Source organism: Dyadobacter sp. CY261 (assembly GCF_021440085.1).
In the GTDB taxonomy this organism is placed as follows: domain Bacteria; phylum Bacteroidota; class Bacteroidia; order Cytophagales; family Spirosomataceae; genus Dyadobacter.
This window is the reverse complement of the sequence record NZ_JAKCPW010000008.1, coordinates 32549-56010: the sequence shown is the minus strand read 5'-3', so window position 1 is coordinate 56010 and position 23462 is coordinate 32549. Positions and strand designations below refer to the sequence as shown.

The 23462-nt window shown below is 47.9% G+C and carries 20 protein-coding genes; 11 read left to right on the top strand and 9 right to left on the bottom strand.

Annotation, left to right across the window (positions count from 1 at the left end; genetic code table 11):
- Positions 1 to 2: 2 nt before the first annotated feature.
- The 9 genes from LZD49_RS21670 to LZD49_RS21630 all read right to left on the bottom strand — a co-directional run bounded on the left by LZD49_RS21670 (position 3) and on the right by LZD49_RS21630 (position 12297).
- Positions 3 to 1697, bottom strand: coding sequence for a hypothetical protein (locus LZD49_RS21670; protein WP_234669767.1), 1695 nt, complete (start codon positions 1695 to 1697; stop codon positions 3 to 5).
- Entirely contained in the window at positions 1694 to 2614 is a 921-nt protein-coding gene (locus tag LZD49_RS21665) for a transketolase (protein WP_234669766.1), read from the bottom strand. The genes LZD49_RS21670 and LZD49_RS21665 overlap by 4 nt, the downstream gene beginning before the upstream one ends.
- A 114-nt stretch (positions 2615 to 2728) precedes the next feature.
- Positions 2729 to 4723, bottom strand: a complete 1995-nt coding sequence (locus LZD49_RS21660) for an NAD-dependent epimerase/dehydratase family protein (RefSeq protein WP_234669765.1) — start codon at positions 4721 to 4723, stop codon at positions 2729 to 2731.
- Entirely contained in the window at positions 4716 to 5543 is an 828-nt protein-coding gene (locus LZD49_RS21655; protein WP_234669764.1) for a transketolase, read from the bottom strand. The genes LZD49_RS21660 and LZD49_RS21655 overlap by 8 nt, the downstream gene beginning before the upstream one ends.
- Positions 5544 to 5659: 116 nt before the next feature.
- Entirely contained in the window at positions 5660 to 7516 is a 1857-nt protein-coding gene (locus LZD49_RS21650; protein WP_234669763.1) for a glycosyltransferase family 39 protein, read from the bottom strand.
- 109 nt (positions 7517 to 7625) lie between these two features.
- Positions 7626 to 9647 (bottom strand): OmpA family protein, encoded by a 2022-nt coding sequence (locus LZD49_RS21645; protein WP_234669762.1) that lies wholly within the window; start codon positions 9645 to 9647, stop codon positions 7626 to 7628.
- 70 nt (positions 9648 to 9717) lie between these two features.
- Positions 9718 to 11004 carry a DUF4038 domain-containing protein gene (locus LZD49_RS21640; protein WP_234669761.1) on the bottom strand — a complete coding sequence of 429 codons (1287 nt, stop codon included), beginning with the start codon at positions 11002 to 11004 and terminating at the stop codon, positions 9718 to 9720.
- 22 nt (positions 11005 to 11026) lie between these two features.
- Positions 11027 to 11674: a ribulose-phosphate 3-epimerase gene (gene rpe, locus LZD49_RS21635; protein ID WP_234669760.1), complete on the bottom strand. Its 648-nt coding sequence runs from the start codon at positions 11672 to 11674 to the stop codon at positions 11027 to 11029.
- Positions 11675 to 11772: 98 nt separating this feature from the next.
- Entirely contained in the window at positions 11773 to 12297 is a 525-nt protein-coding gene (locus LZD49_RS21630) for a Uma2 family endonuclease (protein ID WP_234669759.1), read from the bottom strand.
- A gap of 179 nt (positions 12298 to 12476) precedes the next feature.
- Between LZD49_RS21630 and ligA the strand changes: the two genes are divergently transcribed.
- The 11 genes from ligA to LZD49_RS21575 all read left to right on the top strand — a co-directional run bounded on the left by ligA (position 12477) and on the right by LZD49_RS21575 (position 23272).
- Positions 12477 to 14564, top strand: a complete 2088-nt coding sequence (ligA, locus tag LZD49_RS21625) for an NAD-dependent DNA ligase LigA (protein WP_234669758.1) — start codon at positions 12477 to 12479, stop codon at positions 14562 to 14564.
- Positions 14565 to 14630: 66 nt separating this feature from the next.
- Positions 14631 to 15521 carry a 4-hydroxy-tetrahydrodipicolinate synthase gene (gene dapA, locus LZD49_RS21620; RefSeq protein ID WP_234669757.1) on the top strand — a complete coding sequence of 297 codons (891 nt, stop codon included), beginning with the start codon at positions 14631 to 14633 and terminating at the stop codon, positions 15519 to 15521.
- A 133-nt stretch (positions 15522 to 15654) separates the two neighbouring features.
- A complete protein-coding gene (locus tag LZD49_RS21615; protein ID WP_234669756.1) occupies positions 15655 to 16713 on the top strand; it encodes an aminotransferase class V-fold PLP-dependent enzyme in 1059 nt (352 codons plus the stop codon).
- 72 nt (positions 16714 to 16785) lie between these two features.
- Complete coding sequence (locus LZD49_RS21610) at positions 16786 to 17499, top strand: NrtR DNA-binding winged helix domain-containing protein (protein WP_234669755.1); 714 nt, start codon at positions 16786 to 16788, stop codon at positions 17497 to 17499.
- Positions 17500 to 17593: 94 nt separating this feature from the next.
- Complete coding sequence (locus tag LZD49_RS21605; RefSeq protein ID WP_234669754.1) at positions 17594 to 18163, top strand: MarC family protein; 570 nt, start codon at positions 17594 to 17596, stop codon at positions 18161 to 18163.
- Between the two features lie 56 nt (positions 18164 to 18219).
- The gene (locus LZD49_RS21600; protein ID WP_223410450.1) at positions 18220 to 18684 is read left to right on the top strand and encodes a nucleoside triphosphate pyrophosphohydrolase family protein; all 465 of its coding nucleotides are present in this window, start codon (positions 18220 to 18222) and stop codon (positions 18682 to 18684) included.
- Between the two features lie 19 nt (positions 18685 to 18703).
- Positions 18704 to 19936 carry a peptidase T gene (gene pepT, locus LZD49_RS21595; protein ID WP_234669753.1) on the top strand — a complete coding sequence of 411 codons (1233 nt, stop codon included), beginning with the start codon at positions 18704 to 18706 and terminating at the stop codon, positions 19934 to 19936.
- Between the two features lie 272 nt (positions 19937 to 20208).
- Positions 20209 to 20838, top strand: coding sequence for a viroplasmin family protein (locus LZD49_RS21590; RefSeq protein ID WP_234669752.1), 630 nt, complete (start codon positions 20209 to 20211; stop codon positions 20836 to 20838).
- An 8-nt stretch (positions 20839 to 20846) separates the two neighbouring features.
- The gene (locus LZD49_RS21585; RefSeq protein WP_234669751.1) at positions 20847 to 21569 is read left to right on the top strand and encodes a tRNA1(Val) (adenine(37)-N6)-methyltransferase; all 723 of its coding nucleotides are present in this window, start codon (positions 20847 to 20849) and stop codon (positions 21567 to 21569) included.
- Between the two features lie 61 nt (positions 21570 to 21630).
- Complete coding sequence (locus LZD49_RS21580; RefSeq protein ID WP_234669750.1) at positions 21631 to 22602, top strand: glycosyltransferase family 2 protein; 972 nt, start codon at positions 21631 to 21633, stop codon at positions 22600 to 22602.
- 58 nt (positions 22603 to 22660) lie between these two features.
- Positions 22661 to 23272, top strand: coding sequence for an inorganic pyrophosphatase (locus tag LZD49_RS21575; protein WP_255721108.1), 612 nt, complete (start codon positions 22661 to 22663; stop codon positions 23270 to 23272).
- Positions 23273 to 23462: the final 190 nt, after the last annotated feature.

The following is a 23462-nucleotide window of genomic DNA, read 5'->3' as shown; positions in this document are numbered from 1 at the left end:
GGTTACCAGTTAACTTTCACTTCTTTTTTTCGCGTTTCTTTGACAGTGATCTTTTCGTCCTTGAACAAAATCCCCGTTTCTTCACCTTGCTGACGGATCAGCGCGACCCGGTAAGTTCCTTTATCCATTTCCGAGAACGGAATGTCGGCATAGAAGCCCGGGGCGAAATAATATTGTTTCAAAAACAGTTGCTTGCGGCTTGTATTGCGTGTGCGTAGGGCCGGGAAAATGTAATAGCATTTCTCGGAGCTCAGGAGCAAATACACACCGCTATCCTGCAATCGCTGGCTGGTGAATGTGGTGTTATTTAACCTGAATGAAGCGGTGTCCGAACTGAATGTGGTCTTGTCATACAAATCGGTCATCCCGCGGGAGGGGCCGGCATAATTCTGGCGGTCGGCAATGGCGATGAGTGGGAGCCATTTGTCGTAAACAACAGGCGTTTTTTCCACAATTCGGGCTGCAAACGACGTGTCTGTTGGGTATTTCAATGATTTGTCCGTGAATGTCCAGTTGAACTGCCAGGTTACTAACCGCTTTCTCCAATTGTAAGCGTCTACCAGGTGATAATGATAGCTAAATACATTGAAAGTCACTGCCAAAGCAACAATAGCCGTAATGTAAGGTGAGAGGAAGCTTCCACGGATTGGGATCACTACATAGAGATAGGCGACGATCAGCAGCAGTACCGAATAAATTTTGTAGCGACTGGTGATCAATCCCTCAAGACCAAAACCGGCGCGGCTGTAGACGACGACCAACGCGGTTCCCAGAATGAACAATATGGCCCCAAGACAGAACAAGTCGGTGGTACGCTCGAACTTGACTGAATACTTGTTTCGGACTATGCGGAAAAGGGTGGTGGAAACAATGGAAACCGCTACCAGGAATAGCACGATCCCGATAAACAGACATACCTTGAAATGATCCAGCACCGGGATAGACTCGGCAAACGAGCCTAAAAACGCCATATAACCCTTAGCGAGCTGAATGATCGAGGCCCTCGATTCGGGATTGGATTCAGGTTTGGTATACCAATAAAAATAGCAGACTACCTCGGCGATACTTACAACGATCCACAATGCAAACCGCTTCCGGTTCTGCGAAAGAAACAGCAGCAATGCGCCCAATGGAAGTACCATCAGCCCATTTCCGCTTGTAAGTACTGTCACAACGCTCAATAATATGGCAATCGAGAAAGGTAATACTTTGGGATTAATGACCAGGTATAGCGTCCATAGTACGAGTGTAACCACACCGAAATTCTGCACCGCCGACATGCCCCAATACATATTTTCCCAGAAGGCCAGCGTCATCCACAGAAATGGAATGGGCACCAATGCGAAGAGCGGTTTCTTGTTCTTTTTCAGTAAATCGTACCAAAGCGGAATGACGGCCAGCAGCAGCAGGTTACCCGCAGTCATCAAATGCCGGTAGTTGAGATGTCCGAAAATGGCATAATCGATCCATGCGAAGAGCCTGGTCAGCGAGATGCGGTGCTCGTTATGCTGTTTGAAAAGCGCCTGGATCTTGCCCTGCCAGTCACCGGCCTGTGCATATTCGACGATAAATGTCTTCAATGCGTGGTCATCCCATTTCGGGATGTTGATGGCATAGTAATCCCATACCGTAAAGAAAATGGCGACGGGTAACAGCAGGATCAGGCTCAGAATAATGGTGAAAGCCTTTTTCGTCATGCCGTAATCATTAATTGGCTGATGCTCGACAAGATTGAATCCACGTCAAGTCCCGAAAGCTTCTGATGATAGCTCTGGCTGCCGTAGCGGCCATTGGGGTACCCTTCCGCTCTCAGGCTTTTGAATACCGTGGGGAAAATGCCTTTTTCCAACAATTGGACAGTTAGCTGTTGAGCCAGGCCGCCTGTGCTGATGTGTTCTTCGGCAACGAGTAAGGCCGGCGCTTTTTTGATCAGAGCAACCAGTTCGTCGGTGATCTGCAACGGGAAATGCAGTGCGGTGACCACATTCACTTTTTCAGCGAGTTCCGGCGAAATATCGAGCGCTGAAAGCACATTATTGGCAATTGGGCCTAATGCAAAAACCGTGATTTCGGCATTCGCAGGCTGGTGTATGACTTTAAATGAGCCAGTGAGATAGCTATTGGCAGGGGTGGTCTTTCCGGCTCCGAGACGCAGGTAAGCAGGTCTCGCGTCGGCCGCGATCTGTTGCACAACCGGCACCACTTCGTCGGCAAATGCAGGTACCCACATCTGTGCGTTTTGCTGGCCGCTCAAACAAGCCAGGTCTTCGATCGTATGGTGGCTGCTACCCATAATACCGTAACCATATCCGCCGCCATTGCCAACCAGAAAAACGGGTAAATTATTGAAGCATACGTCGTTACGAAATTGTTCGAGACAACGATATACGATAAATGGCGCAATACTGTAACAGAACACTTTATAGCCTTTATGCGCAAAACCGGCGGCTACGCCTACCATATTTTGCTCTGCGACACCTGCATTGATGAACCGCTTGCCCATTTTAGCCTGCAAGTTTTCCAAAGCATTATATCCAAGATCGCCCGTGATAAAAATAATGGAGTCGTCCTCCACTGCAAGGTCCTCTATGGCTGTTGAAAATTCCTTTCTCATCGTTAAGTGGGCGCTTAGCCGGTTATTTGCTTAACTTAAATTGATTAGTTGAACTAACCGTTTGATTTATTGCAATTTAACAAAGTAGAGATTGACTTCGAAGTTGTCAATCATTTACTTTCTCAACTGCTTGACCAACGCCCGTATTTCGTCGGCAGTTTTATAAGCCTTGGAGCCACGGCGTATTCTCGTACGAATGTACTTCGGTCGTTTTTTTGTTTCTTCAAATATCTTCGTAATGTATTCTCCCAAAAACGAAATGCCCAGGATCGTAAGCCCGCCGAAGAAAACGATCAGGATAATGACGGTGCTCAGACCTCGCGGCGTGTCCGGGAAGAAAAAGAACTTCGCGAGTATCTGCCAGACAATACCCAGAATTGATAACGCCGTTAACCCAAATCCTGCATAGCTCATCAGTTCCAAAGGCGCGAAACTGAAAGAGAAAATGGCTTTTTTAGCCCACCAGATATTCTTTGTCCAGTTGTTGGTCGACACGCCGAACATCCTTTCCGGTCTTACGTAAGGCACGCCGGTTTGCTTGAAGCCAACCCAGGCACGTAACCCGCGCAGGAATTGCTCCGTTTCAGGTAAATCCACAAGCTCCTTCACCACTTTCCGGTCGATCATCGAAAAATCACCAGCGTCGCGCGGGATAGGGATGTAGCTAAGTCCCTGGAAAACCTTATAGAATGTTTTGTAAAAGAAATGGATATGCGGCTTCATCTCGCGCTGTACGCGTACGCCGTACACGACATCATTCCCATCCATCCATTTTTCGTAGAAGGCAGGAATGATCTCAGGCGGGTCCTGCAAGTCGCCGTCCATTAACACCACACAGTCGCCGGTCGAAATTTCCATCCCGCTCAGGAATGCCGATTGCGAGCCGAAGTTTCGCGAATGGCTGATACCGACCACATTTGGGTCTTTGTCGCAAATCGCATTAATGACTTCTTCCTGATTATCAGGGGAACTGTCGTTCACAAATATAATCTCGTAACGGACTTTGAGCTCATTGAATGTCTTCACCAGCCTCTCGTACATAAAAGGAATGGCCTGCGCATCCTTATAACAGGCAATAATAGCCGTAATGACCGGGTTGAGCTTCGGGTTGTCAAATGCTGGAATTACCCTGGCTTCATATTGCACGGCATCCTGCCACTGGCTGTAACGTAGGAGCCCGTCTTCCAGCGAGGTTCTCGCTTTCCAGCCAAAATCATTTTCAAATGCCGACGGGTCGCCGTACCATTCAGCAAGGTCCCATTTGCGGTTGGACATAGTGCCCCATTCGGGCTCCTTCGCTATCGCGAATGCCTTGCGGGTGGTGTCCACGAGGTCGCCCATGGTTGTTTTCCGACCGGTGGCGATGTTATAGGAGCGTCCCGATTTCTCGTCATTAATTTTCAAAGCCGCGTCCAGAAATGCTTCAACGCAATCTTCCACGAATACGAAATCGCGGCTGATATCCGGCGAAACCAATGAAGGAAGATCCTTTTTACGGGCATTTTCAATCAGTCGTGGAATGAGCCGGTCGGGTTCTTCCCAATATCCGTAAATCGAATACAGGCGGAGGTTCAATGTTTTCAACCCCGCTATTTTGGCATAATATTCCAGCAGGTACGCGGCTGAAACTTTGGAAACCGCATAATGGCTGTTGGGCTCTACGCGGTCGGTCTCCTTCGGCGAAGTGCAGTTAAAACCATATTCCGAACTGCTTCCGGCGTGGATGTAAACCATATCCCTGGTGCAGTTCTGCAAAATGTTCACCGTGCCCAAAACATTGGTTTCGTAGGTCAGGTTTACATTGTTTTGCTTACTGTACGCACCATAGGCCGCAAGGTTGAAAATCGTTTGCGGTTTGTATTTTTCAAATACCTCCTGAACCGAATTATTGGAAAGAATGTCGCAGTGAATGATATTTTCAAACGGTACATTGAGCAATTTCAGACGCCAGGCCTTGGTTGCATCGTGCGTTACCGCATAGCAATCCTTCCGGATTTTGAAGATATCATTGAAGAGATTGGCGCCGATGAACCCGCTGGCACCGAAAACAAAAACTGGCCCTTTTAATTTCTCTATTTTATCGCGGTAAACCGGTAAATGGTCAAGCATTCGTCAATTCATTAAGATAACGTTCTTTAACTTCCAGCGTAGCTTGCTCATACTGGTCTTTATTCATGGGCAGGTAATGCCATTCCAGCTTGTTTTCCATATAAGAAACCCCCTTTCCTTTGACGGTGTTGGCAATAATAGCTTTGGGGAGCCCGTTTTTATGATCTTTCAACTCGGTAATGGCTGCGCTGATAGCCGCAATGTCATGACCGTCTACTTCCACGGTTTCGAAGCCGATCGCTTTCCATTTTTCGACAGAAGCGGTTTCGCCCAAAACCTTGTCGGTGAACCCGAAACCCTGCAAGCCGTTTTTATCGATAATCATGAAAAGATTGTCGAGCTCATTCTGAATAGCATAATGGGCAGCTTCCCAGGTCGTGCCTTCGTTGGTTTCTCCATCAGACAGCAATGCGAATGAGTATGTTGCATCGTCGCTGACCTTGGCGGCGTGAGCAATGCCGGTAGCGATCGGCAAGCCATGTCCCAGTGAGCCCGTAGCAAACGGAATACCTTTGTACTGGCGCGGGGCCGGGTGTGCAGGCAGCGTGGTGCCGTCGAGATAAAATGTCGCGAGTTCTTCGTCGGTAATTTCCCCCAAATTATTCAGACAGGCGTAAAGCGCAGCGGCAGCATGGCCTTTGGAGAGGATGAAAGTGTCGTCTGCCGATTTTTGAAGAAAAAGGATCGCGATCATCAGGTCGATGCAGCTCAGCGAACAACCGATGTGGCCCGCATTCGCCTGATGGTAAAGGCCCAGTATTTTCAGGCGAAGTTCGCCGCTTAAATGTTTCGGGTCATTTAATATCTCTTCTGCTGTCATGCCTGATGTTGTATGTCGATGTAAGGATTGCCTGCAAAATAACGGCCAAATCTCCGGTTTTAAGTCCGCAATATACGAAATCTTATTGGACGGCTTGGTCAAAAGAACCTTGCCGCTTACTCAAATCCGTAACGTTTGCCGGTCAGTTTCATGATCTCTAACGGTGCGGGTTGTCCCTTTTTCCGGATCCATATCCGGTCGGTTTGCGTGGTATCCATGGCCTGGACATACTGCGCGTCTTTTGGGAAATAGAGGTTGGTAATTTGCGCGTCGTGGATCGAATAGGGCAGGAATGTCCGGTCCATTTCGGATGTGATCGCGTAGCGCGGGGCGGGATAATAAATCGTGTCGCCGGGCTGATAGGCCGCTTCTATCTTTTTGGCGGCTTCCAGGTAGGGATTAGGCACTCGGGGCACGGCGAAATAGCCGTATTTCGGCGAGCGGTCTTCGTAGAATTCTTTTAATCTCAATCCCACAAAATAGAGCTGCGCTGCAAGAAATACGAAGATCAATACCCTGAACTCGGCCTGCAAAGTCATATAGAATTGCAGCATTAAGCTCAAGAGGATGATCATATATGGAAATGAAAACCCGGAGTAGCGCTGGGTAATGCCGTAAGTGTGCCCGTTTTTGAATGACATCAGCGCCAGGAATAATGTTGGCACCAGTGCCATCATGTATAGCAGCCAAAGCCTTTTACGTTGCTCAGCACTTGCTTTTTTATGTAAATCAGGAATAAACGAAAGAGCAAATAAACTGACACTCAAAATGCTGAACTGTAATTTGTGATTTGAATAAAAAAGCGATACTACGATGATCAGCAAATACGGGAAGCGCGGAGTGAGCCATGCAGGTGTGTTGATCTTGTCCTTGAACCGGTACCAACAGATCAATATCAATGCCGCTAACAATGCAATGGCCACATTTTTTTTGCCGCCGAGCGCGTCGGTCAGGCCGTTGGTGAAGATGACGAGGTCTGTAAAAACGGGGAGTGATTTATTAAAGACATTGATTGGGGTCGCGGGGAGGATATTACCGAACGTCTGCTCGCCGGTTTCGGCCATCCGACGGTATAGATCTGCCTGATGTTGTAGCGATGACAAGGTGTAAACGCCGCCGCCGAACATCAGCCACCACGTTACGCCCGACAGGGTGAATACCGCCGTAATGGCCATCCTTATCCAGCCTTTGATCGTTCTTAGAAAAAACAACGCATACACTGCATGTGCCAGCAGCACGGAAATAACCAGGAAGTGGCTCAGCAAACCTAGTCCGGCCGAGAGAACATAGCCGATATACAACCATAATGTATTGCGCTTGCCCGCTTTGTTCTCAATGATTTGTAAAAAAAAATAGGTAGCGGCGAGCGTCAGGAAGAATGTCAGCGAGTAGTTGCGCGCCTGATGACTGTAGGCGATGAAAAACGGTTCGATGGCAGTAATGCCGGCTGCTATTAAAGCAGTTTGGACTCCAAAGAAACGTTTGGCAAAAAGGTAGGTCAACCCGATGATTAAAACACTGAAAATAACCGAGAAGAGACGAACGGCAAAGTCCGAAAAACCAAACAGATCGATCCAAGGATGCAGCAGCACGTAATAGAAAGGGCTGTTGCCGATATCGCTCCGTGTCATCGCATCGTAATGGTCGGCAATGGATTTTGGCGCCCAGAACTCGGTAGGAGTGAATGTTTTGGGATGAAAGATTTCGGTGGCGGTAAACATCCGAAGCACCTGCTTTGGCGGATGTTCCGGTGTTGTCCAAAAGCGTGAATCTACAAGTTCCCGCGTGGTAAAAGCCTCTTTTTGGTTGGCCCCTTCCAGTACAATGCCCTGGCTGACGAGCAAAGTGCTTACTTCATCGAAGAAAATGCTGTATCGATCAAGATTATAAAGCCTTAGTGCAAGACCCGCGATCAGAATAAGAGAGAGTAGCAGCCTGGATCGGAGGGTTTCTTTGGTATGGTTGGGAGACATTAGTGCGTTCGCTGATGATGGCTGTTTCCGCTTATCTGCAAAGACAAGCTCCGGTTGAACATATCAAGATGCCGCGAAAATAAGGAAATTTCCCGTTATTGGATATTTTTTAGATTTTAAGAATTGTAAACTCTACTCTGCGGTTACGCTGGCGCGTCTGTTCTGTGAGGTTGCTGGCAATCGGCCTGGCGGGGCCCCAGGCTTTGGTCTGGATGCGCTTACTGTCGATGCCTTTGGACAAAAGGTATTTTTTGACTTGTTCTACACGATCGGCCGAGAGTTTTACATTCTTTTGAACTTCTCCCTGATTGTCGGTATGTCCTTCCAGCAAAATTTCCATCGTCGGGTAAGTCTTCATTGTTTCCACGATGCGGTCCAGTTCTGTAAATGATGACGAGATCACTTCCGCACTGCTCTGGGAGAACATTGTGTTGCTGAGCCTGATCTGTTGACCGGCTTTGATGGGTTGCAGGTAAATGTTTCTCCTGATCGTTTTAAAATTCGTTTCCTCACTCAAATCCATATCTTCTGACACTGGGAAATAACCCTCGCCCGAAGCTGAAATGCGGTAAATTTCTTTTAGCGGAAGTATTAGTCGGTAGTCTCCCGTTTCGGGATCGAAGTTGGCGGTTGCAAATGAAGTGTTGCTTTTTTTGATGTCGGCAGCGATTTCCGATTTAATTGGTTTATTGGTTTCCGCTTCCAGCACATTCCCTGTGATCACTGCCACAGGATCGGGCTTGATTTCGGGTGTCATCCGGATCCTGAAAATATCCTCCTGACCCATCACTTTGTCGCTGGCGCTGAAATAGGCATAATCGCCCGTTGCGGGAATATTGATAAATGCATCCCAAAGCGGCGAATTGATCGCCGGGCCAAGATTTTCCGGCGCCGACCAATTGAGCCAGGTATCGTCCAGACGCCGGGTAAGGAAGAGGTCGCCTTCGCCGTAACCGCTATGTCCCTGTGAGGAGAAATATAATGTTTTGTTATCCAAGGCCAGGAATGGAGTGCCTTCGCTGTCAGCAGTGTTGACCACATTCCCCAGATTCCGTGGCTCCGACCAGGTATTGTCTTTTTGTAAAAATGAGATATAAAGATCTCTACCGCCTTCGGTATTTGGTTCCTCGACTGACATGATGAGCACATTTTCAAACGGCGACACCGTGATTTCGATTGTCTTTGCTGTTTTTACCAGGTTCATGATCCTGGATGATCGCGGAAAACCCCAGCCTGTTTTGGTTTTGAATGAACGCGAAAATCCAAAGTACATGCTGCCGTCTGGCCGATATTCGTTGATCAGATAGATTGTTTTGCCATCTGCCGAAATGCTGGTAATGGCATTATCCCCTGCATTGTTGATCGGCGAGCCCATATTTAGGGCATCCGTCCATTGACCTTTGTCATTGAGAGTCGAATACCATACATCTTGTCGGGATGGAGAGCCGATATTACCTTCAAAGTTGTTGCGGGTGAAATACAATGTCTTGCCATCGGGAGAAATGATCGGGGCCACTTCCTGCCCTTTGGAATTAATGGCACTACCCATATTTTCCTTTTGTGCTTTCAACTGGGTGGCGGCAAAATTTATTTTTGCTTCAATTGGCGTCGCGTCGGAAGAGATGCCGATCGCATCAATCTGATTGAATCCCGAAACCTGACCAGGCTGCAACACCACTTTTACAGCATTGGCCTGTATGGCCTGTTTAGAGAAAACATGTAGCATTCGGCCTTTGACGGCCTGTTGGGTAGCCGGAGTTTCTGAGATCAGATATTCCTTCCCTGTCGCGTCGTAGGCGTAGACGCGCGCGACGGCACCTGGGTTGAAATTCTCGGCGATGGCAATTTGCTTCAGGGGAATGGTCTTGGCAAAACCCACTTTAATCCATTCTTCATTGCGTCCGTCGGGCTCGGCCGGCGACCAGGCACAGGGGCTGTCACCAAAGTCGGGAAGCTTGCTGGGAACGCCTAGTATTTGCTTGGACCGATAAGCGTGGCCGATTTGAGATGGCCTGTATTCGGACGAATAGCCCAATACCTTACTGGCCCACAACACTTCCTGGCAGTATGCAGCAAACGGGGCAACTGCCATTATCAGGCCAAAAAGAACGTTCTTCAATGTCAAACTCATGGGGTGATCAGATATCGGCCGGGCTATTCAATATCTGGTAATATATTAGTAATACAAAAAAATGTCAATCCTACTGCTTGGTACCGATGAGCAGGATCCAGTCCCATTCTGGTTGCGAGTCGGGAGGCTGAACGATGGCTTCTTCGTCTGATTTCAAATCTTTACCGCTCCATCTTCTGCCTGTCCGCGGGCTGTACCAGACCGCACCGAACTGTGTTCCCTCCAGATGTTTGAGGTCGAGACGCACTGGTCGGGAACTAGGGATGTAAAGCATGGCCATTTTTTTGTTGGAAAGCGAAATAATGCCTATTTCGGCCTTATCGAGCGAATCCACGAGCAGGTCAGGCTCGTCGGGCTGCATGTATTCCCATGGAATGCCTTTCAGGATTTTCACAAGCTCGTGAATGTATTCGGCCCCGTCTTTGGTGATATTCACTTTCCACGTCGGATTGAAATTCTTGATCGTACTCATGTGGCAGAAACCGGCAGCAGAGCTCAGAATAGACTGATATGCCTGGTTGCGGATGAGGGTCGACTGGTCGGTGATTTCTTTCGGGAATTCGGAATTGGCGATCAGGAAAGGTCGCAGGGAGGCTTCGGCGGAAGTTTTTTGCCAGTTGGCCAATGCCGCATATTCGGCCGTTGTAACTGTCGAGTCGGGGATAATGAATTTGAGGTCTGAGTGATTTGGAGAGTTGTCGTTCACGCTTGTCGGCGAACAGGTGTTGAGCGAAGCTACGATCTGTCCGTCCGATTCGCTCCGGATGCCTTCTGAAATGGCTTTAAACTGCGAAGCGCTCTGAAATTCTTCCTCGCTGACGATCCAGATGATATTGGCATATTTGGCGAACCGCTTGCCGACATAAGTCCCGTAACTTTTCCAGGCGTCCTCCTTTTGGGTGTCAAAAACGATGTTCCAGCTTTGCCGCGAGACGACAATGCCGACCACAAGATTACGCTCTTCTGCGGCGAGGACAATTTTTTCTAGGTAATCGAAATACGTCTTATTGGGTTTGGTAAGGTCGTTGTTTTCGAGAAATGGGGATACCTTGTTGAAATTCCGCTGGTTGGGCAACGCTGGCAGTAAATGGACAAGAAATGTATTGAAAGACTGTGATTTGCGGATGTCCATGTATTGTACCGCTTCAGTGTAGCTCAATTTGCGTAGCATCTGCCAGGCCACATCGGCCACCATCAGGAACGGTGTACCATTGTTATCGGTAATGTGCCTGCCGTTCGGGCTGATTTTCAGCGGGAATTTGGCCGGTGCCTGCTCATTGTTTTGAAATGCAAAGCCAGCCAACAATACGCAGCAAAGCGCAAATAACAAGTAGGTGAGCAGTTTAAAGATTTTCATTGGTGTCAGCAGCTTAGTAAAACTAGCTATTTCCGAGCTCCGCAATAGTCTGCACGGGGTTAGCCGAAGTAAAGACAAAGCTCCCGGCCACTAGAATGTCCACGCCTTCGCGCACAAGCTGCGGTGCATTATTCAGGTTCACGCCGCCATCAACTTCAATTTTGAAGTTGAGGCCAAATTTTTTCCTCAAAGCATCGAGCGTCGCAATTTTCCGGTAAGTATTTTCAATGAACTTTTGCCCGCCAAAGCCCGGATTCACGGACATGATTAATATCAGCGAAACATCTCCCAGAACCTCACTCAAAACTTCCACGGGCGTGTGCGGATTCAGTGCTACGCCCGGCTCCGCGCCGAGTTCCTTAATATGCTGGATAGTCCGGTGCAAATGCGGACATGCCTCATAATGGACGGTAAGGCCGGCGGCGCCTGCCTGGCGGAATGCTTCGAGATAGCGGTCGGGCTGCTCGATCATCAAATGCACATCCAGCGGCTTTTTGGCATGCCGATGAATAGCCTCACAAACGGGAATGCCAAATGAAATGTTCGGGACGAACATGCCGTCCATGATATCGACATGAATATATCCTGCGGAGCTGCTATTGATCATTTCGATGTCGCGTTGCAGGTTCGCGAAATCCGCCGCAAGTATGGAAGGGGCAATTTCAGCCATAAAAATCAGAAACTAGAATGATTATTAAGGCCAAAATTAGTGAAATTATGGGTAATGAGGGTTATTGCGAAAAGATCTGTTAGTTAAGGGATTGGTAATCATTTGATAACAGCATTTACAGGAAATGAAAGTCCGTCGAGCACATGCGACACCACATGTTCGTGTTCCGAAAACAGTGCAGGCGATGTGTATCTGCCGTCGACGAGGCGGTAAATCTCGATGCTGACCTGCTCGGGATACACAATCCAGCATTCCTGCACACCATACCTTTCAAAAATCTCCTTTTTAATGACGGTATCCATCTTCTTCGAGCCGGGTGAGACGATTTCTATGACCAGATCCGGGGCGCCCCGGACCCAGTCGCGAACAATATCCCGATTTGCATTGGACACAAAAAGAATGTCCGGTTGCAGCACATTGAAGTTTTCCTCGAAGATGACGTCAAACGGAGCATGAAAGATTTCGCCGAGGCCATGGTCTTCCACGTAGTTCATCAGGATCCGCAAAAGCCTCGATGAGGCGCTTTGATGCGGCTTCTTCGGGCTAGGCGACATGACTTCCTCCCCGTTGATGATTTGCGTCAGGTCCGGATTGTAGTATATGGTCGGTTCCAGGGTTTTCATAGGCTTGGCCGTTTTGAACGAATTTACAAAAAAGCGATGACATCCTTAGCGTGTGGTTGATCGGTGAATGTCCTATTGATACGCGCTAACAGGCATTTGGTCACACCTTAATTATCCCATGCTCAGAATTTGGAATAAGTCTTAAATTTGGGCCGAATCATCAAGCCGCCGTGACCACTATGAATCCCGAACAACGAATCCAGGAGCTTTCGGAAAAGCTGCATTATTATAATGACCGCTATTATCAGGACAGCGAGTCGGAAATATCGGACTACGACTTTGACCAGCTACTCAAAGAGCTGCAAGCCCTGGAAAATGAATATCCGGAGTTTCGCCAGGACGACTCGCCCACGCAGCGCGTCGGCGGTACGGTTACCAAGACATTCAACGCGGTTTATCACCGGTACCCAATGCTTTCGCTCGATAATACCTATAACGAGCAGGAACTCCGCAACTTCGACGACCGCGTGCGCCGGGGCCTCGATGGAGAACCATTTGAATACATCTGCGAACTTAAATTTGATGGTATATCCCTCAGTTTTACCTATGAAAATGGCATTCTTGTACGCGGCGTCACGAGAGGCGATGGTACACGTGGGGATGAGATCACCAACAATGTCAAAACGATCCGTTCGCTGCCATTGAGGGTAAAGGCGGAAAATCTTCCGTCGGTTTTCGAGATCCGTGGTGAAGGGTTTATGCCAACTTCTTCTTTTCAGAAATTGAACGAGGAAATGGATACACTGGGTGAAAACCAGTATGCTAACCCGCGTAATGCGGCTTCGGGATCCTTCAAATTGCAGGATTCTGCCGAAACGGCGCGGCGCGGGCTGGATTGCTACCTCTATTATTTTATGACCGATAATGACGTTTTTGCCAGCCAGGAGGAAAGTTTGCTGGGCATGAAATCGTGGGGCTTCAATGTGTCGCCGGGCTGGAAAAAGGTCTCGACAATCGATGAGGTGATTGAATATATTCACGAATGGGAAGAAAAGCGGACGCATTTGCCGCTGGCTACCGACGGGATCGTCATTAAGGTAAATTCATTTGTCCAACAAAGAGAGCTCGGGTTTACGGCCAAAAGTCCGCGTTGGGCGATTTCTTATAAATACAAAGCGGAGAACAAACCGGCGGTATTAAGAATGGTGACTTACCAGGTCGGCCGTACTGGTGCGGTGACGCCGGTAGCGAATCTTTGTGACCTTTCCGAACGCGCATTGCCCTACAACCAGGTCAAAGGTGTGCACTTGTCGGGTACCCGCGTGAAACGCGCCACATTGCACAATGCGAATGAGCTGGAAAGGCTGGGTATTCGCATTGGCGACACTGTTTTTGTAGAAAAAAGTGGTGAGATCATTCCAAAGATCACCGGTGTGGATGTTTCGCAGCGTGAGAAATACGAAACTGAGCCCATTGAATTTCCGACACATTGTCCAGAATGCAATTCCGAATTACAGCGTAACGAAGGTGAAGTCGCATTCTTCTGCCCTAATGATAGCCACTGTCCGCCGCAGCTCAAAGGCCGTATCGAGCATTTCATTCACCGCAAGGCGATGAATATCGAGAGTTTGGGTGAAGGTAAAATAGAATTGCTGTTCGACCTCGACCTCGTGCGCACGCCGGCAGACTTGTACGACCTCAATCACGATAAACTGCTGGGGCTCGAAAAGAACCTGCTGAACGAAGAGACAGGGAAGATCAAAAAGATCAGTTTCCGAGAAAAAACAGTTGAGAATATACTCAAAGGAATTGACCTCTCACGGACTGTACCATTTAAAAATGTCCTTTTCGGATTGGGTATCCGCTTCGTTGGCCAGACTGTTGCGGAAAAACTGGCTGCGTATTTTAAATCGATGCGGGCATTGCGGGCTGCGACTTATGACCAGCTCGTTGCGGTGCCCGAAATCGGCGGACGCATTGCATTGAGTATCGAATCGTTTTTCAGCGTGCCCGAAAACCAGCTGCTCGTGGAGCGGTTGGAACAAGCCGGCCTTCAAATGGAAAGCGATGAAAAGCCGGTCGAAATCGAAAGCGATCTGCTGGATGGCAAAACATTCGTGATCTCAGGTGTATTCGAGAATTTTGAACGCGACGAGCTGAAAGACAAAATCGAGGCGAATGGCGGTAAGGTGCTCAGCGGGGTGTCCGGAAAGCTTAATTATTTGCTGGCGGGTGCCAATATGGGGCCTGCAAAGCTCGAAAAAGCCCGTAAGCTCGGCGTTACGATCATCTCCGAGGAAGAATTTTTAGCAATGATTGGAAATTAAGTAAAGAAAATAGCCCCGGAAAGCTAACTTTGTGTTTTAAATATCTAACAATTATATAAGTAAATAATGCCATTGGACCAACGTTTCAAAGGGGTAGGGGCCGCACTGATCACACCTTTTGATGAACAGAATGAGATTGACTATCCGGGTCTGAAAAGACTGATCGACCTGGTGACGGAAGGTGGTACGGACTACCTTGTAGTGCAAGGGACGACCGGCGAATCGCCCACCGTTTCTTCGAAGGAAAAGCGTGATATCCTGGCATTTACAATCGAAAATAACTACAAAAAGCTGCCGATTATTTACGGTATCGGAAGCAATGATACCCAGTCGGTTCTAGATACTATTAAAGAAACTGACTTTACGGGGGTTGATGCGATCCTGTCTGTTTGTCCTTATTACAACAAACCGACCCAGGAAGGTATTATCGCTCATTTTACGGCCATCGCCGATGCGTCACCGGTGCCAGTGCTGCTGTACAATGTTCCCGGACGCACGGTGATCAATGTGAAAGCCGACACGATTGTTAAGCTGGCCTCACATCCGAATATCATCGGTATTAAGGACGCGGGAGGCAGCCTGGAACAAAGCATGGAACTCGCCGCCCGCGTGCCCGACGACTTTTTGCTGCTTTCCGGCGACGATAACCTCGTAACGACCATGGTAAGCGTAGGCTGGCACGGGGTCATTTCGGTGATTGCCAACGCATTCCCGAAAGAGTTCCACGACCTCACCTGGGCTGCATTGGAAGGCCGTTTCAAGGACGCTGCTAAATTGCAGCTCGCATTCCTCGAATTCGATACATTACTCTACATCGAGTCGAACCCGGTTGGAATCAAGAAATGTCTTGAAATTAAAGGCATATGCAGCTCCGACGTTCGTTTGCCGCTATTAAAAGCATCGAAAGAGTTGGGCGAAAAGCTCGAAAAAGCTATGGTTCGCGAAGGGTTTATGTAATGGAAAAAAAGGGTCAGGGATAGTCAGGTGTTGTCATTTGGTGTTCCGACTTCCTAATTATATTTCAGGCATCACAGGTTTGGGACTTAATTCCGGCCTGTGATGTTTTTGTTTAAACCAAAAATGAAATGCTATGATCACGTTTTACCCAGGGCCGTCGAAGGTTTATCCGCAGGTCGAACAATATATTAAGGAGGCTTTCGCGAGCGGACTTGTTAGCGCCAACCACCGCAGCGGAGGTTTTATGCAATTGCTGGAACAAACAATTGCTGATTTGAAAACGAAACTGGATGTTCCAGCAGGTTATGAAGTTTATTTTGTGTCGTCAGCCACGGAATGCTGGGAAATCATCGCGCAATCGCTGCTGATCGATTCGAGCTTGCATATTTACAATGGCGCATTTGGCGAAAAGTGGATGGAATATACCCATCGCATTTCGCTGCGTACGAACGATGCGGCTTTTGGACTGAATGAAACGTTGCTCATGGACCGTTCCGCCGTTTTCTCCCGCAATGAGCTGATTTGTGTAACGTACAACGAAACCTCGAACGGTACCAAAATTCCGGAAGATTTTCTGCTCGACATCCGCAAAAAAGTCGATAATCTCATTGCCGTGGATGCTACTTCGTCGATGGCAGGCGTAGTTTTACCCTGGGAAAATGCGGATATCTGGTATGCGTCGGTTCAGAAATGCTTCGGGCTTCCGGCTGGTCTGGCGGTAATGATCGTTTCACCGAAAGCGATAGAGCGCGCCATCCAAGTTGGAGAAAGGAAGCATTATAATAGCCTTCTGTTTATTCGTGACAACTTTTTGAAGTTTCAAACACCTTTTACCCCAAACATCCTGGCCATTTATCTGCTTGGAAAGGTTATGCAACAGGTGCCAGCTATTGAGGAAGTTGACCGGCAGACGCGTCGACGCGCGCATGAGTGGTATGCTTTCCTGCTTGAAAACGGCTATGAATTAGTGGTTGAAAATATGGCTGTCCGTTCGGATACGGTGATTGCGGTGCGCGCATCAAAGGAACGCATTGCCGAGCTGAAAAAAGCGTCTGAAAAAGAAGGGATCACGCTGGGCAATGGCTATGGTAAAGAGAAGGATACCAGTTTCCGTATCGCTAATTTTCCCGCGATCACCGACGAGGAAATTGCGACATTAAAGGCGTTTTTGTTGAAAATGGCGCCGAATTGAAGGAATGAGTAGTAAATGAGGTTCCTTGTATTTATAACTAAAACAAATCCACTCACCTGCGCCTTATTTGTTGTGCGATTAGATATTTTAAAGCAATACCAGGCCCAGACCAAATGTCTGGTAGCGCTGGATTCGATTATTTTTGGTTTTGACGGGGAAGAACTAAAACTATTGCTGGTTAAAAGGGGCATTGAGGACGAGCATCATACCTGGTCGCTGATGGGCGGTTGGGTGCAGCCCAACGAAAGCCTTGAAGGGGCATCTTCCCGCATTCTTTTTGAGTTGACCAATCTGACCGACATTTACCTCGAACAACTTCACACTTTTGGTAGCCCCCGGCGTGACCCGGTTGAGCGGACCGTTTCGGTCGCTTATTTTGCGTTGATCAATGTGGAAGATTACGACCACAAGATCTCGAAGAATTACGAAGCGCAATGGTTTTCGATTCAGGAACTTCCCAAAATGCTCTTCGACCACGCCGAAATGGTGGAACGTGCCATTCAACATCTCCGTTACAAGGCGTCGCAGCATCCGATAGGCTTTGAATTACTTCCTGAAAAATTTACGATTCCGCAGTTGCAGAAGTTATATGAAGCGATTTTTGGGACGGAACTGGATAAGCGCAATTTCAGCCGTAAACTATTGTCAACCAATTTGTTGGTAAAACTGGATGAAAAGCAGAAAGGCTATTCCAAAAAGGGTGCTTTCTTCTATAAAATCGACGAGGAAAAGTACAAAAAGCAATTCAATACTTTCCTGAACTTCCTGCCAGGGAGTGCTTCCTGATCGCGCTGATTTACCGGCGAAGGCATTTTAAGGTTGTGTAAACAGTCACTTTTGAGCAACTTTGCGGGATCAAAACGCCCCAAAGTGTAAGCCCATGTTCAATTTCAAGGAAATCGTTTCCGTTACGCTCATACTGTTTTCGGTGATCGATGTGCTTGGTTCATTGCCTGTTATCGTCGATTTTCGGCGGAAGCTGGGTAAGATCGAATCAGAAAAAACGACTTTGGTAGCGGGTGCGATCATGGTCGTCTTCCTGTTTTTGGGAGAACGGTTGCTTAGCCTTTTTGGCGTTGATATTGCTTCGTTTGCTATTGCCGGGGCCATTATTCTGTTTCTGCTCGGGTTGGAAATGATATTGGGGCGTGATATTTTCAAGCATGGCAATGTAGATGTCGGCGTAGCGTCCATCGTGCCTATCGCATTCCCGATGATCGCGGGTGCTGCGACTATGACGACGCTTTTGTCGCTCCGTTCGGCTTACAAAATCGAGAATATCCTGGTCGGCATCTTACTGAACCTCTTTTTTATTTATCTCGTATTGAAATCATCCAACTGGCTGGAAAGGAAGCTGGGTCAGGGAGGAACCGATATTCTTCGTAAAGTATTCGGCATTATCCTGCTGGCGATCGCGATTAAGCTTTTCAAGACCAACCTTTCGGTGTAAGTGGCGCCCAAACGCCTGTTTTTTATTCAAGACCAATTATTAAATCAATAATAACAATGCAACAACTGGATAGCCTTAATCAAGTCGCGGATTTTCACAGAACTTTTAAACACCCGATCCTGGAAACCCCGACGATCCCCTCCGAAGAAAGAAGCCGCCTGCGTGTGGCATTGCTGGCTGAGGAGTTGAAGGAGCTGGAAGTTGCAATCCTCGAAAAGGACATTGTGGAAGTGGCCGATGCGCTTTGCGATTTACAATACGTATTGTCTGGTGCGGTGCTCGAATTCGGGCTGGGGGAGAAGTTTCGCACGTTGTTCGACGAAGTTCAGCGTTCGAATATGTCCAAGGCCTGCAATAGCGTCGAGGAAGCCGAGGCGACCGTGGCGCATTACCAGGCCAAGGGTACTGAATGCTATTTCAAAGAGGACAATGGCAAATACCTGGTGTACCGCACTGCGGATGATAAGACGTTGAAGAATATCAATTATTCACCTGCGGATCTCGCATCCATTATCGGTTAATCCAAATCTATCGCATGCTATGAGCACCGTTCTCGAACGATTCCTCCGTTACGTGCAGATCGACACGCAGTCGGACCCTAATTCGGAAACATTTCCGAGCACGGCTAAACAGCGAAATCTGAGCAGCTTGTTAGCTGAGGAATTGCGCTCAATTGGTGTGGCAGATGCGCATGTCGATGAGTACGGCTACGTGTACGCCACCATTCCGTCTAATTCCGAAAAGCAAAATATCCCTGTTATTTGCTTCTGTTCGCATGTGGATACTTCGCCCGATGTGAGCGGCGAGCATGTGAAACCAATCGTTCATCAAAATTGGGATGGCTCGGACATTATCCTGCCGGACGATAATTCGCAAATACTTCGAATAGGGGAGCTGCACGATCTCGACCAGCAGATCGGGAACGATATTGTGACGGCCAGCGGCACTACTTTACTTGGGGCTGATAACAAGGCCGGCGTTGCCGAAATCATGGCTGCTGCCGAGTATTTAATGGCTAATCCGCAGATTAGACATGGTGATATCAAAATCCTTTTCACTCCCGACGAAGAAGTAGGAAGAGGGACCGAGAAAGTCGATTTACAAAAGCTTGGAGCTGATTTTGGCTATACTGTCGATGGCGAGGCGATTGGAACACTGGAAGATGAAACGTTTTCTGCTGATGGTGTAAAAATTGCGATTCACGGCGTGAGCACGCATCCTGGCTATGCCATTGGAAAGCTTGAAAATGCCTTGAAAATCGCCGCTGAAATCCTCGCGCGACTTCCTAAGAATCGCCTTTCGCCCGAAACCACGCAGGGTAAGGAAGGTTTTATCCACCCGGTTCAAATGGAAGGTATCCAGGAAAAAGCGGTGTTAAGCTTCATTATCCGCGATTTTACGGTCAAAGGGTTGCATGAAAATGAAGCACTCCTGAAAGGCATTATGGAAGAGGTATTAACAGAATACCCCAATTCTTCCGGAGAATTCAAGATCCAGGAGCAATACCGGAATATGAAGGAAGTGCTCGACCAACATCCCGAAGTGCTCGAGAATGCATTGGAAGCTATGAAGAGAGCGGGTTTAAGTCCCATTCAGCGCAGTATCCGGGGTGGTACCGATGGTTCACGGTTGTCATTCATGGGCCTGCCGTGTCCCAACATCTTCGCCGGCGAGCACGCTTTCCACTCCAAACTGGAATGGGTATCGGTTCAGGATATGGAAAAGGCGGTGGAGGTGATTGTGGAGTTGGCGAGGGTGTGGGAGGAAAGTTAATTTTGAATGAGTGAATGACTGAATGAGTGAATGACTGAATGAGTGAATGAGTGAATGAGTGAATGGTATAGCTATTTCAATTGTCTGATTATCAGTAGTTTAAAGCTCATTCGGCAGAGCTATTCCACAATTCAAAACTGACCTATTCAGTCATTCACTCATTCACTCATTCACTCATTCGGCCATTCAGTCATTCAGTCATTCACTCATTCACTCATTCATTCAGTCAGTCATTCACTCATTCACTCATTCAGTCATTCAATCATTCAACATTGAAAAAGACCAAGTTCTACGTAGTGTGGCAGGGCCGTAAAACGGGGGTTTTTACGGATTGGAAGGAGTGCGAGGCGCAGATTAAGGGCTTCGAGGATGCTCGCTACAAGTCGTTTGACTCTTTGCACGAAGCGGAAGCGGCCATTCAGCGGAATTACTGGGAGTTTGTGGCGAAGAAAGATTCCAAACCGGCCGTGTTGGAGCCGCCTGCGAATGTGGGACGACCTATTAAAAATGCCATTGCAGTGGATGCTGCCTGGAATACCGCTTCCGGTGATATGGAATACCAGGGTGTATATTACGCGACTGGTGACCGCATATTTTTGCAAGGGCCGTTTAAAGACGGTACCAACAATATCGGTGAATTTCTAGCGATCGTGCATGCATTGGCTTATTTGCAAAAGAAAGAAAGCGACCTGCCGATCTACACGGATTCCAAAACGGCGATGGCCTGGATCAAGAAAAAACATGCTAATACAAAGCTCGCCTTGACACCGCGTAACAAGCCGTTGTTTGAAATGCTGCAACGCGCAGAGCGTTGGCTGGCAACGAACACTTACCCCAACAAGATATTGAAATGGGAGACGGAATATTGGGGAGAGAATCCTGCTGATTTTGGACGAAAATAGATTATCATATGCCTCGTAACGCCCATTTCCGATTCAAACAGTTCACGGTCAGGCAGGACCAGTGCGCTATGAAAGTCTGTACCGATGCATGCGTGTTGGGTGCGTGGGCGGATGTAGGGGATGCCGACCGGATCCTTGACATCGGCGCGGGAACCGGCTTGCTGTCGCTCATGGTGGCGCAGCGTAACTCCTATGCGATGATCGACGCCGTTGAAATCGATGCTGAGGCGTTTTACCAGGCGGGGGAAAATGTGGAGCGAAGCCCGTTTCACGACCGTATTACGTTGTTCCATTCTGCGGTACAGGAATTTGTGTCGGATCATCAGTATGATGTGATCATCACGAACCCACCTTTCTTTCAATCGGATTTGCTGTCACCTATCGACAAAAAGAATATCGCGCATCATTCCAAGTCGCTTGATTTTGAAGAGATCTTGGTGGCGATCGGGCGTTTGTTGAAGCCAGAAGGCAAAGTCAATATGCTATTCCCCGTCGAGGAGGGCGTACGGTTTGCGGAAAAAGCCGGACAGGCGGGCTGGAAACTGGTTCGCAAAACGACTTTGTTCCATCAGGAAGATAAAAAAGCATTTCGCGTCCTCTTGCTGTTTCAGCGAGTTGAATTTGCTCATAATGTGCAAGTTGATTCGGATCTGTACATTTATGAGAAAGACGGCGTTACGCATGATCGGCGTTTTAAAGAGTTGCTTAAAACTTTTTATTTGAAATTTTGATCCGGAAAAACACGAACTTTGCGGCAAATTACCGGCGCAAGCATTGTCTCCGAAATTGTACATGACTGACCAAGCTATCCAGATTTCCGTTGTTATTCCCCTTTTTAATGAAGAAGAGTCGTTACCAGAGCTCTGTGAGTGGATTGCGCGCGTCATGGACGAAAATCAGTTTACCTACGAGGTGCTCTTCATGGACGACGGCAGCAGGGACCGTTCGTGGGAAGTGATCCAAAGGCTTTCTCAGGAAAATCCAAATGTGCGGGGCATTCGTTTTGTACGGAATTATGGCAAAACCGCCGCACTACAAACCGGTTTTCAAGCAGTGAAAGGCAATGTTGTCATCACGATGGACGCCGATTTGCAGGACAGTCCGGACGAAATTCCGGAACTGTACAACATGATCGTCAATGATCGTTACGACCTTATTTCCGGCTGGAAAAAGAAGCGTTATGACCCCATTACCAAGACAATCCCGACGAAGCTGTTCAATGCTGCGACCCGTCAGATTTCGGGCGTCGTCCTGCACGATTTCAATTGTGGCTTAAAAGCTTATCGCAAGGACGTCGTTAAGAATATCACTATATATGGGGAAATGCACCGGTACATTCCGGTGATCGCGAAATGGAATGGTTTTGCGAAGATCGGGGAGAAGGTGGTGCAGCATCGGGCGCGGAAGTACGGTTACACAAAATTCGGTCTCGAGCGGTTCATTTTTGGCTTCCTGGATTTGCTTTCGATCGCCTTTGTGAATAAGTTTGGACGAAGACCGATGCATTTATTTGGAAGTCTGGGAACCCTTATGTTTTTTCTTGGAAGCCTTATAGCTGTGTGGCTTATCGGAAAGAAGATATATAACATTTACAATTTACTGCCCTACCGGAATGTTACCGAAAACCCATTGTTCTTTCTGGCGTTAGTGGCAATCATGGTAGGATCTCAATTGTTTCTCGCGGGATTTTTGGGTGAATTGTTTGTAAAACAATCCGTTTCGAAAACAGGGGATTACACTATTGCAGAGAAGGCGGGTTTGTAAAAAATCAAGATTAATATTCAACGTATTTAAGTTTAAAGTATTACCTATTACACAACTAATGATCGCTAACGTACATAAAGCACATCCGTGGCACGGAATCCCAATGGGTGACAAGGCACCCGAATTAGTGACCGCCTTTATTGAGATTGTTCCTACCGATACCGTAAAATACGAGATTGACAAGGTTACCGGCTACCTTAAAATCGATCGCCCTCAAAAATACTCGAACATCGTTCCTGCATTGTACGGCTTCATTCCCAAAACCTATTGCGCGGAGAAAATCGCCGCGTTGGCACGGGAGCGCTCCGGCCGTGACGTAACCGAAGGCGATGGTGACCCGCTGGATATCATCGTATTGTGTGAAAAAATCATTTCGCATGGTAATATCATGTGTGAAGCAAAGCCCATCGGTGGTATCCGTCTGATCGACGGCGGCGAGGCGGATGACAAGATCATCGCTGTGCTGAAAGGCGACGAAGTTTACGGCCAGTTCAATGACCTTAGCGAGCTACCAGAAGGGATCATAGAGCGCTTGAAACACTACTTTTTGACTTACAAAAACCTGCCCGGTGAAAAAGCGCATATCGAAATCACCAACGTTTATGGCAGGGACGAGGCGCACGAAGTGATCCTCACTTCGGTAGAAGATTACAAGCATTCTTACTACTGAGACCCGTCGGACACCAAGTCGGCGCACAGTGCCATTTAATTTAGAGCCGTCCTCACTAGGGGCGGCTTTTCTTTATTCTTATCTTTGTGCAAATTTTGCTATTCTGTCACAATGGGTTCTGCATTGCCAATGCTTTGAAATGAAATAGATTAGGCATTGCTCCTGAAAAATGACTGTCCATCCGGGGCAG

Excerpts from the sequence above, each read along its gene's own strand:
- LZD49_RS21670 (WP_234669767.1), bottom strand. The coding sequence starts at position 1,697 with ATGACGAAAAAGGCTTTCACCATTATTCTGAGCCTGATCCTGCTGTTA.
- LZD49_RS21665 (WP_234669766.1), bottom strand. The coding sequence starts at position 2,614 with ATGAGAAAGGAATTTTCAACAGCCATAGAGGACCTTGCAGTGGAGGAC.
- LZD49_RS21660 (WP_234669765.1), bottom strand. The coding sequence starts at position 4,723 with ATGCTTGACCATTTACCGGTTTACCGCGATAAAATAGAGAAATTAAAA.
- LZD49_RS21655 (WP_234669764.1), bottom strand. The coding sequence starts at position 5,543 with ATGACAGCAGAAGAGATATTAAATGACCCGAAACATTTAAGCGGCGAA.
- LZD49_RS21650 (WP_234669763.1), bottom strand. The coding sequence starts at position 7,516 with ATGTCTCCCAACCATACCAAAGAAACCCTCCGATCCAGGCTGCTACTC.
- LZD49_RS21645 (WP_234669762.1), bottom strand. The coding sequence starts at position 9,647 with ATGAGTTTGACATTGAAGAACGTTCTTTTTGGCCTGATAATGGCAGTT.
- LZD49_RS21640 (WP_234669761.1), bottom strand. The coding sequence starts at position 11,004 with ATGAAAATCTTTAAACTGCTCACCTACTTGTTATTTGCGCTTTGCTGC.
- rpe (WP_234669760.1), bottom strand. The coding sequence starts at position 11,674 with ATGGCTGAAATTGCCCCTTCCATACTTGCGGCGGATTTCGCGAACCTG.
- LZD49_RS21630 (WP_234669759.1), bottom strand. The coding sequence starts at position 12,297 with ATGAAAACCCTGGAACCGACCATATACTACAATCCGGACCTGACGCAA.
- ligA (WP_234669758.1), top strand. The coding sequence starts at position 12,477 with ATGAATCCCGAACAACGAATCCAGGAGCTTTCGGAAAAGCTGCATTAT.
- dapA (WP_234669757.1), top strand. The coding sequence starts at position 14,631 with ATGCCATTGGACCAACGTTTCAAAGGGGTAGGGGCCGCACTGATCACA.
- LZD49_RS21615 (WP_234669756.1), top strand. The coding sequence starts at position 15,655 with ATGATCACGTTTTACCCAGGGCCGTCGAAGGTTTATCCGCAGGTCGAA.
- LZD49_RS21605 (WP_234669754.1), top strand. The coding sequence starts at position 17,594 with ATGTTCAATTTCAAGGAAATCGTTTCCGTTACGCTCATACTGTTTTCG.
- LZD49_RS21600 (WP_223410450.1), top strand. The coding sequence starts at position 18,220 with ATGCAACAACTGGATAGCCTTAATCAAGTCGCGGATTTTCACAGAACT.
- pepT (WP_234669753.1), top strand. The coding sequence starts at position 18,704 with ATGAGCACCGTTCTCGAACGATTCCTCCGTTACGTGCAGATCGACACG.
- LZD49_RS21585 (WP_234669751.1), top strand. The coding sequence starts at position 20,847 with ATGCCTCGTAACGCCCATTTCCGATTCAAACAGTTCACGGTCAGGCAG.
- LZD49_RS21580 (WP_234669750.1), top strand. The coding sequence starts at position 21,631 with ATGACTGACCAAGCTATCCAGATTTCCGTTGTTATTCCCCTTTTTAAT.
- LZD49_RS21575 (WP_255721108.1), top strand. The coding sequence starts at position 22,661 with ATGATCGCTAACGTACATAAAGCACATCCGTGGCACGGAATCCCAATG.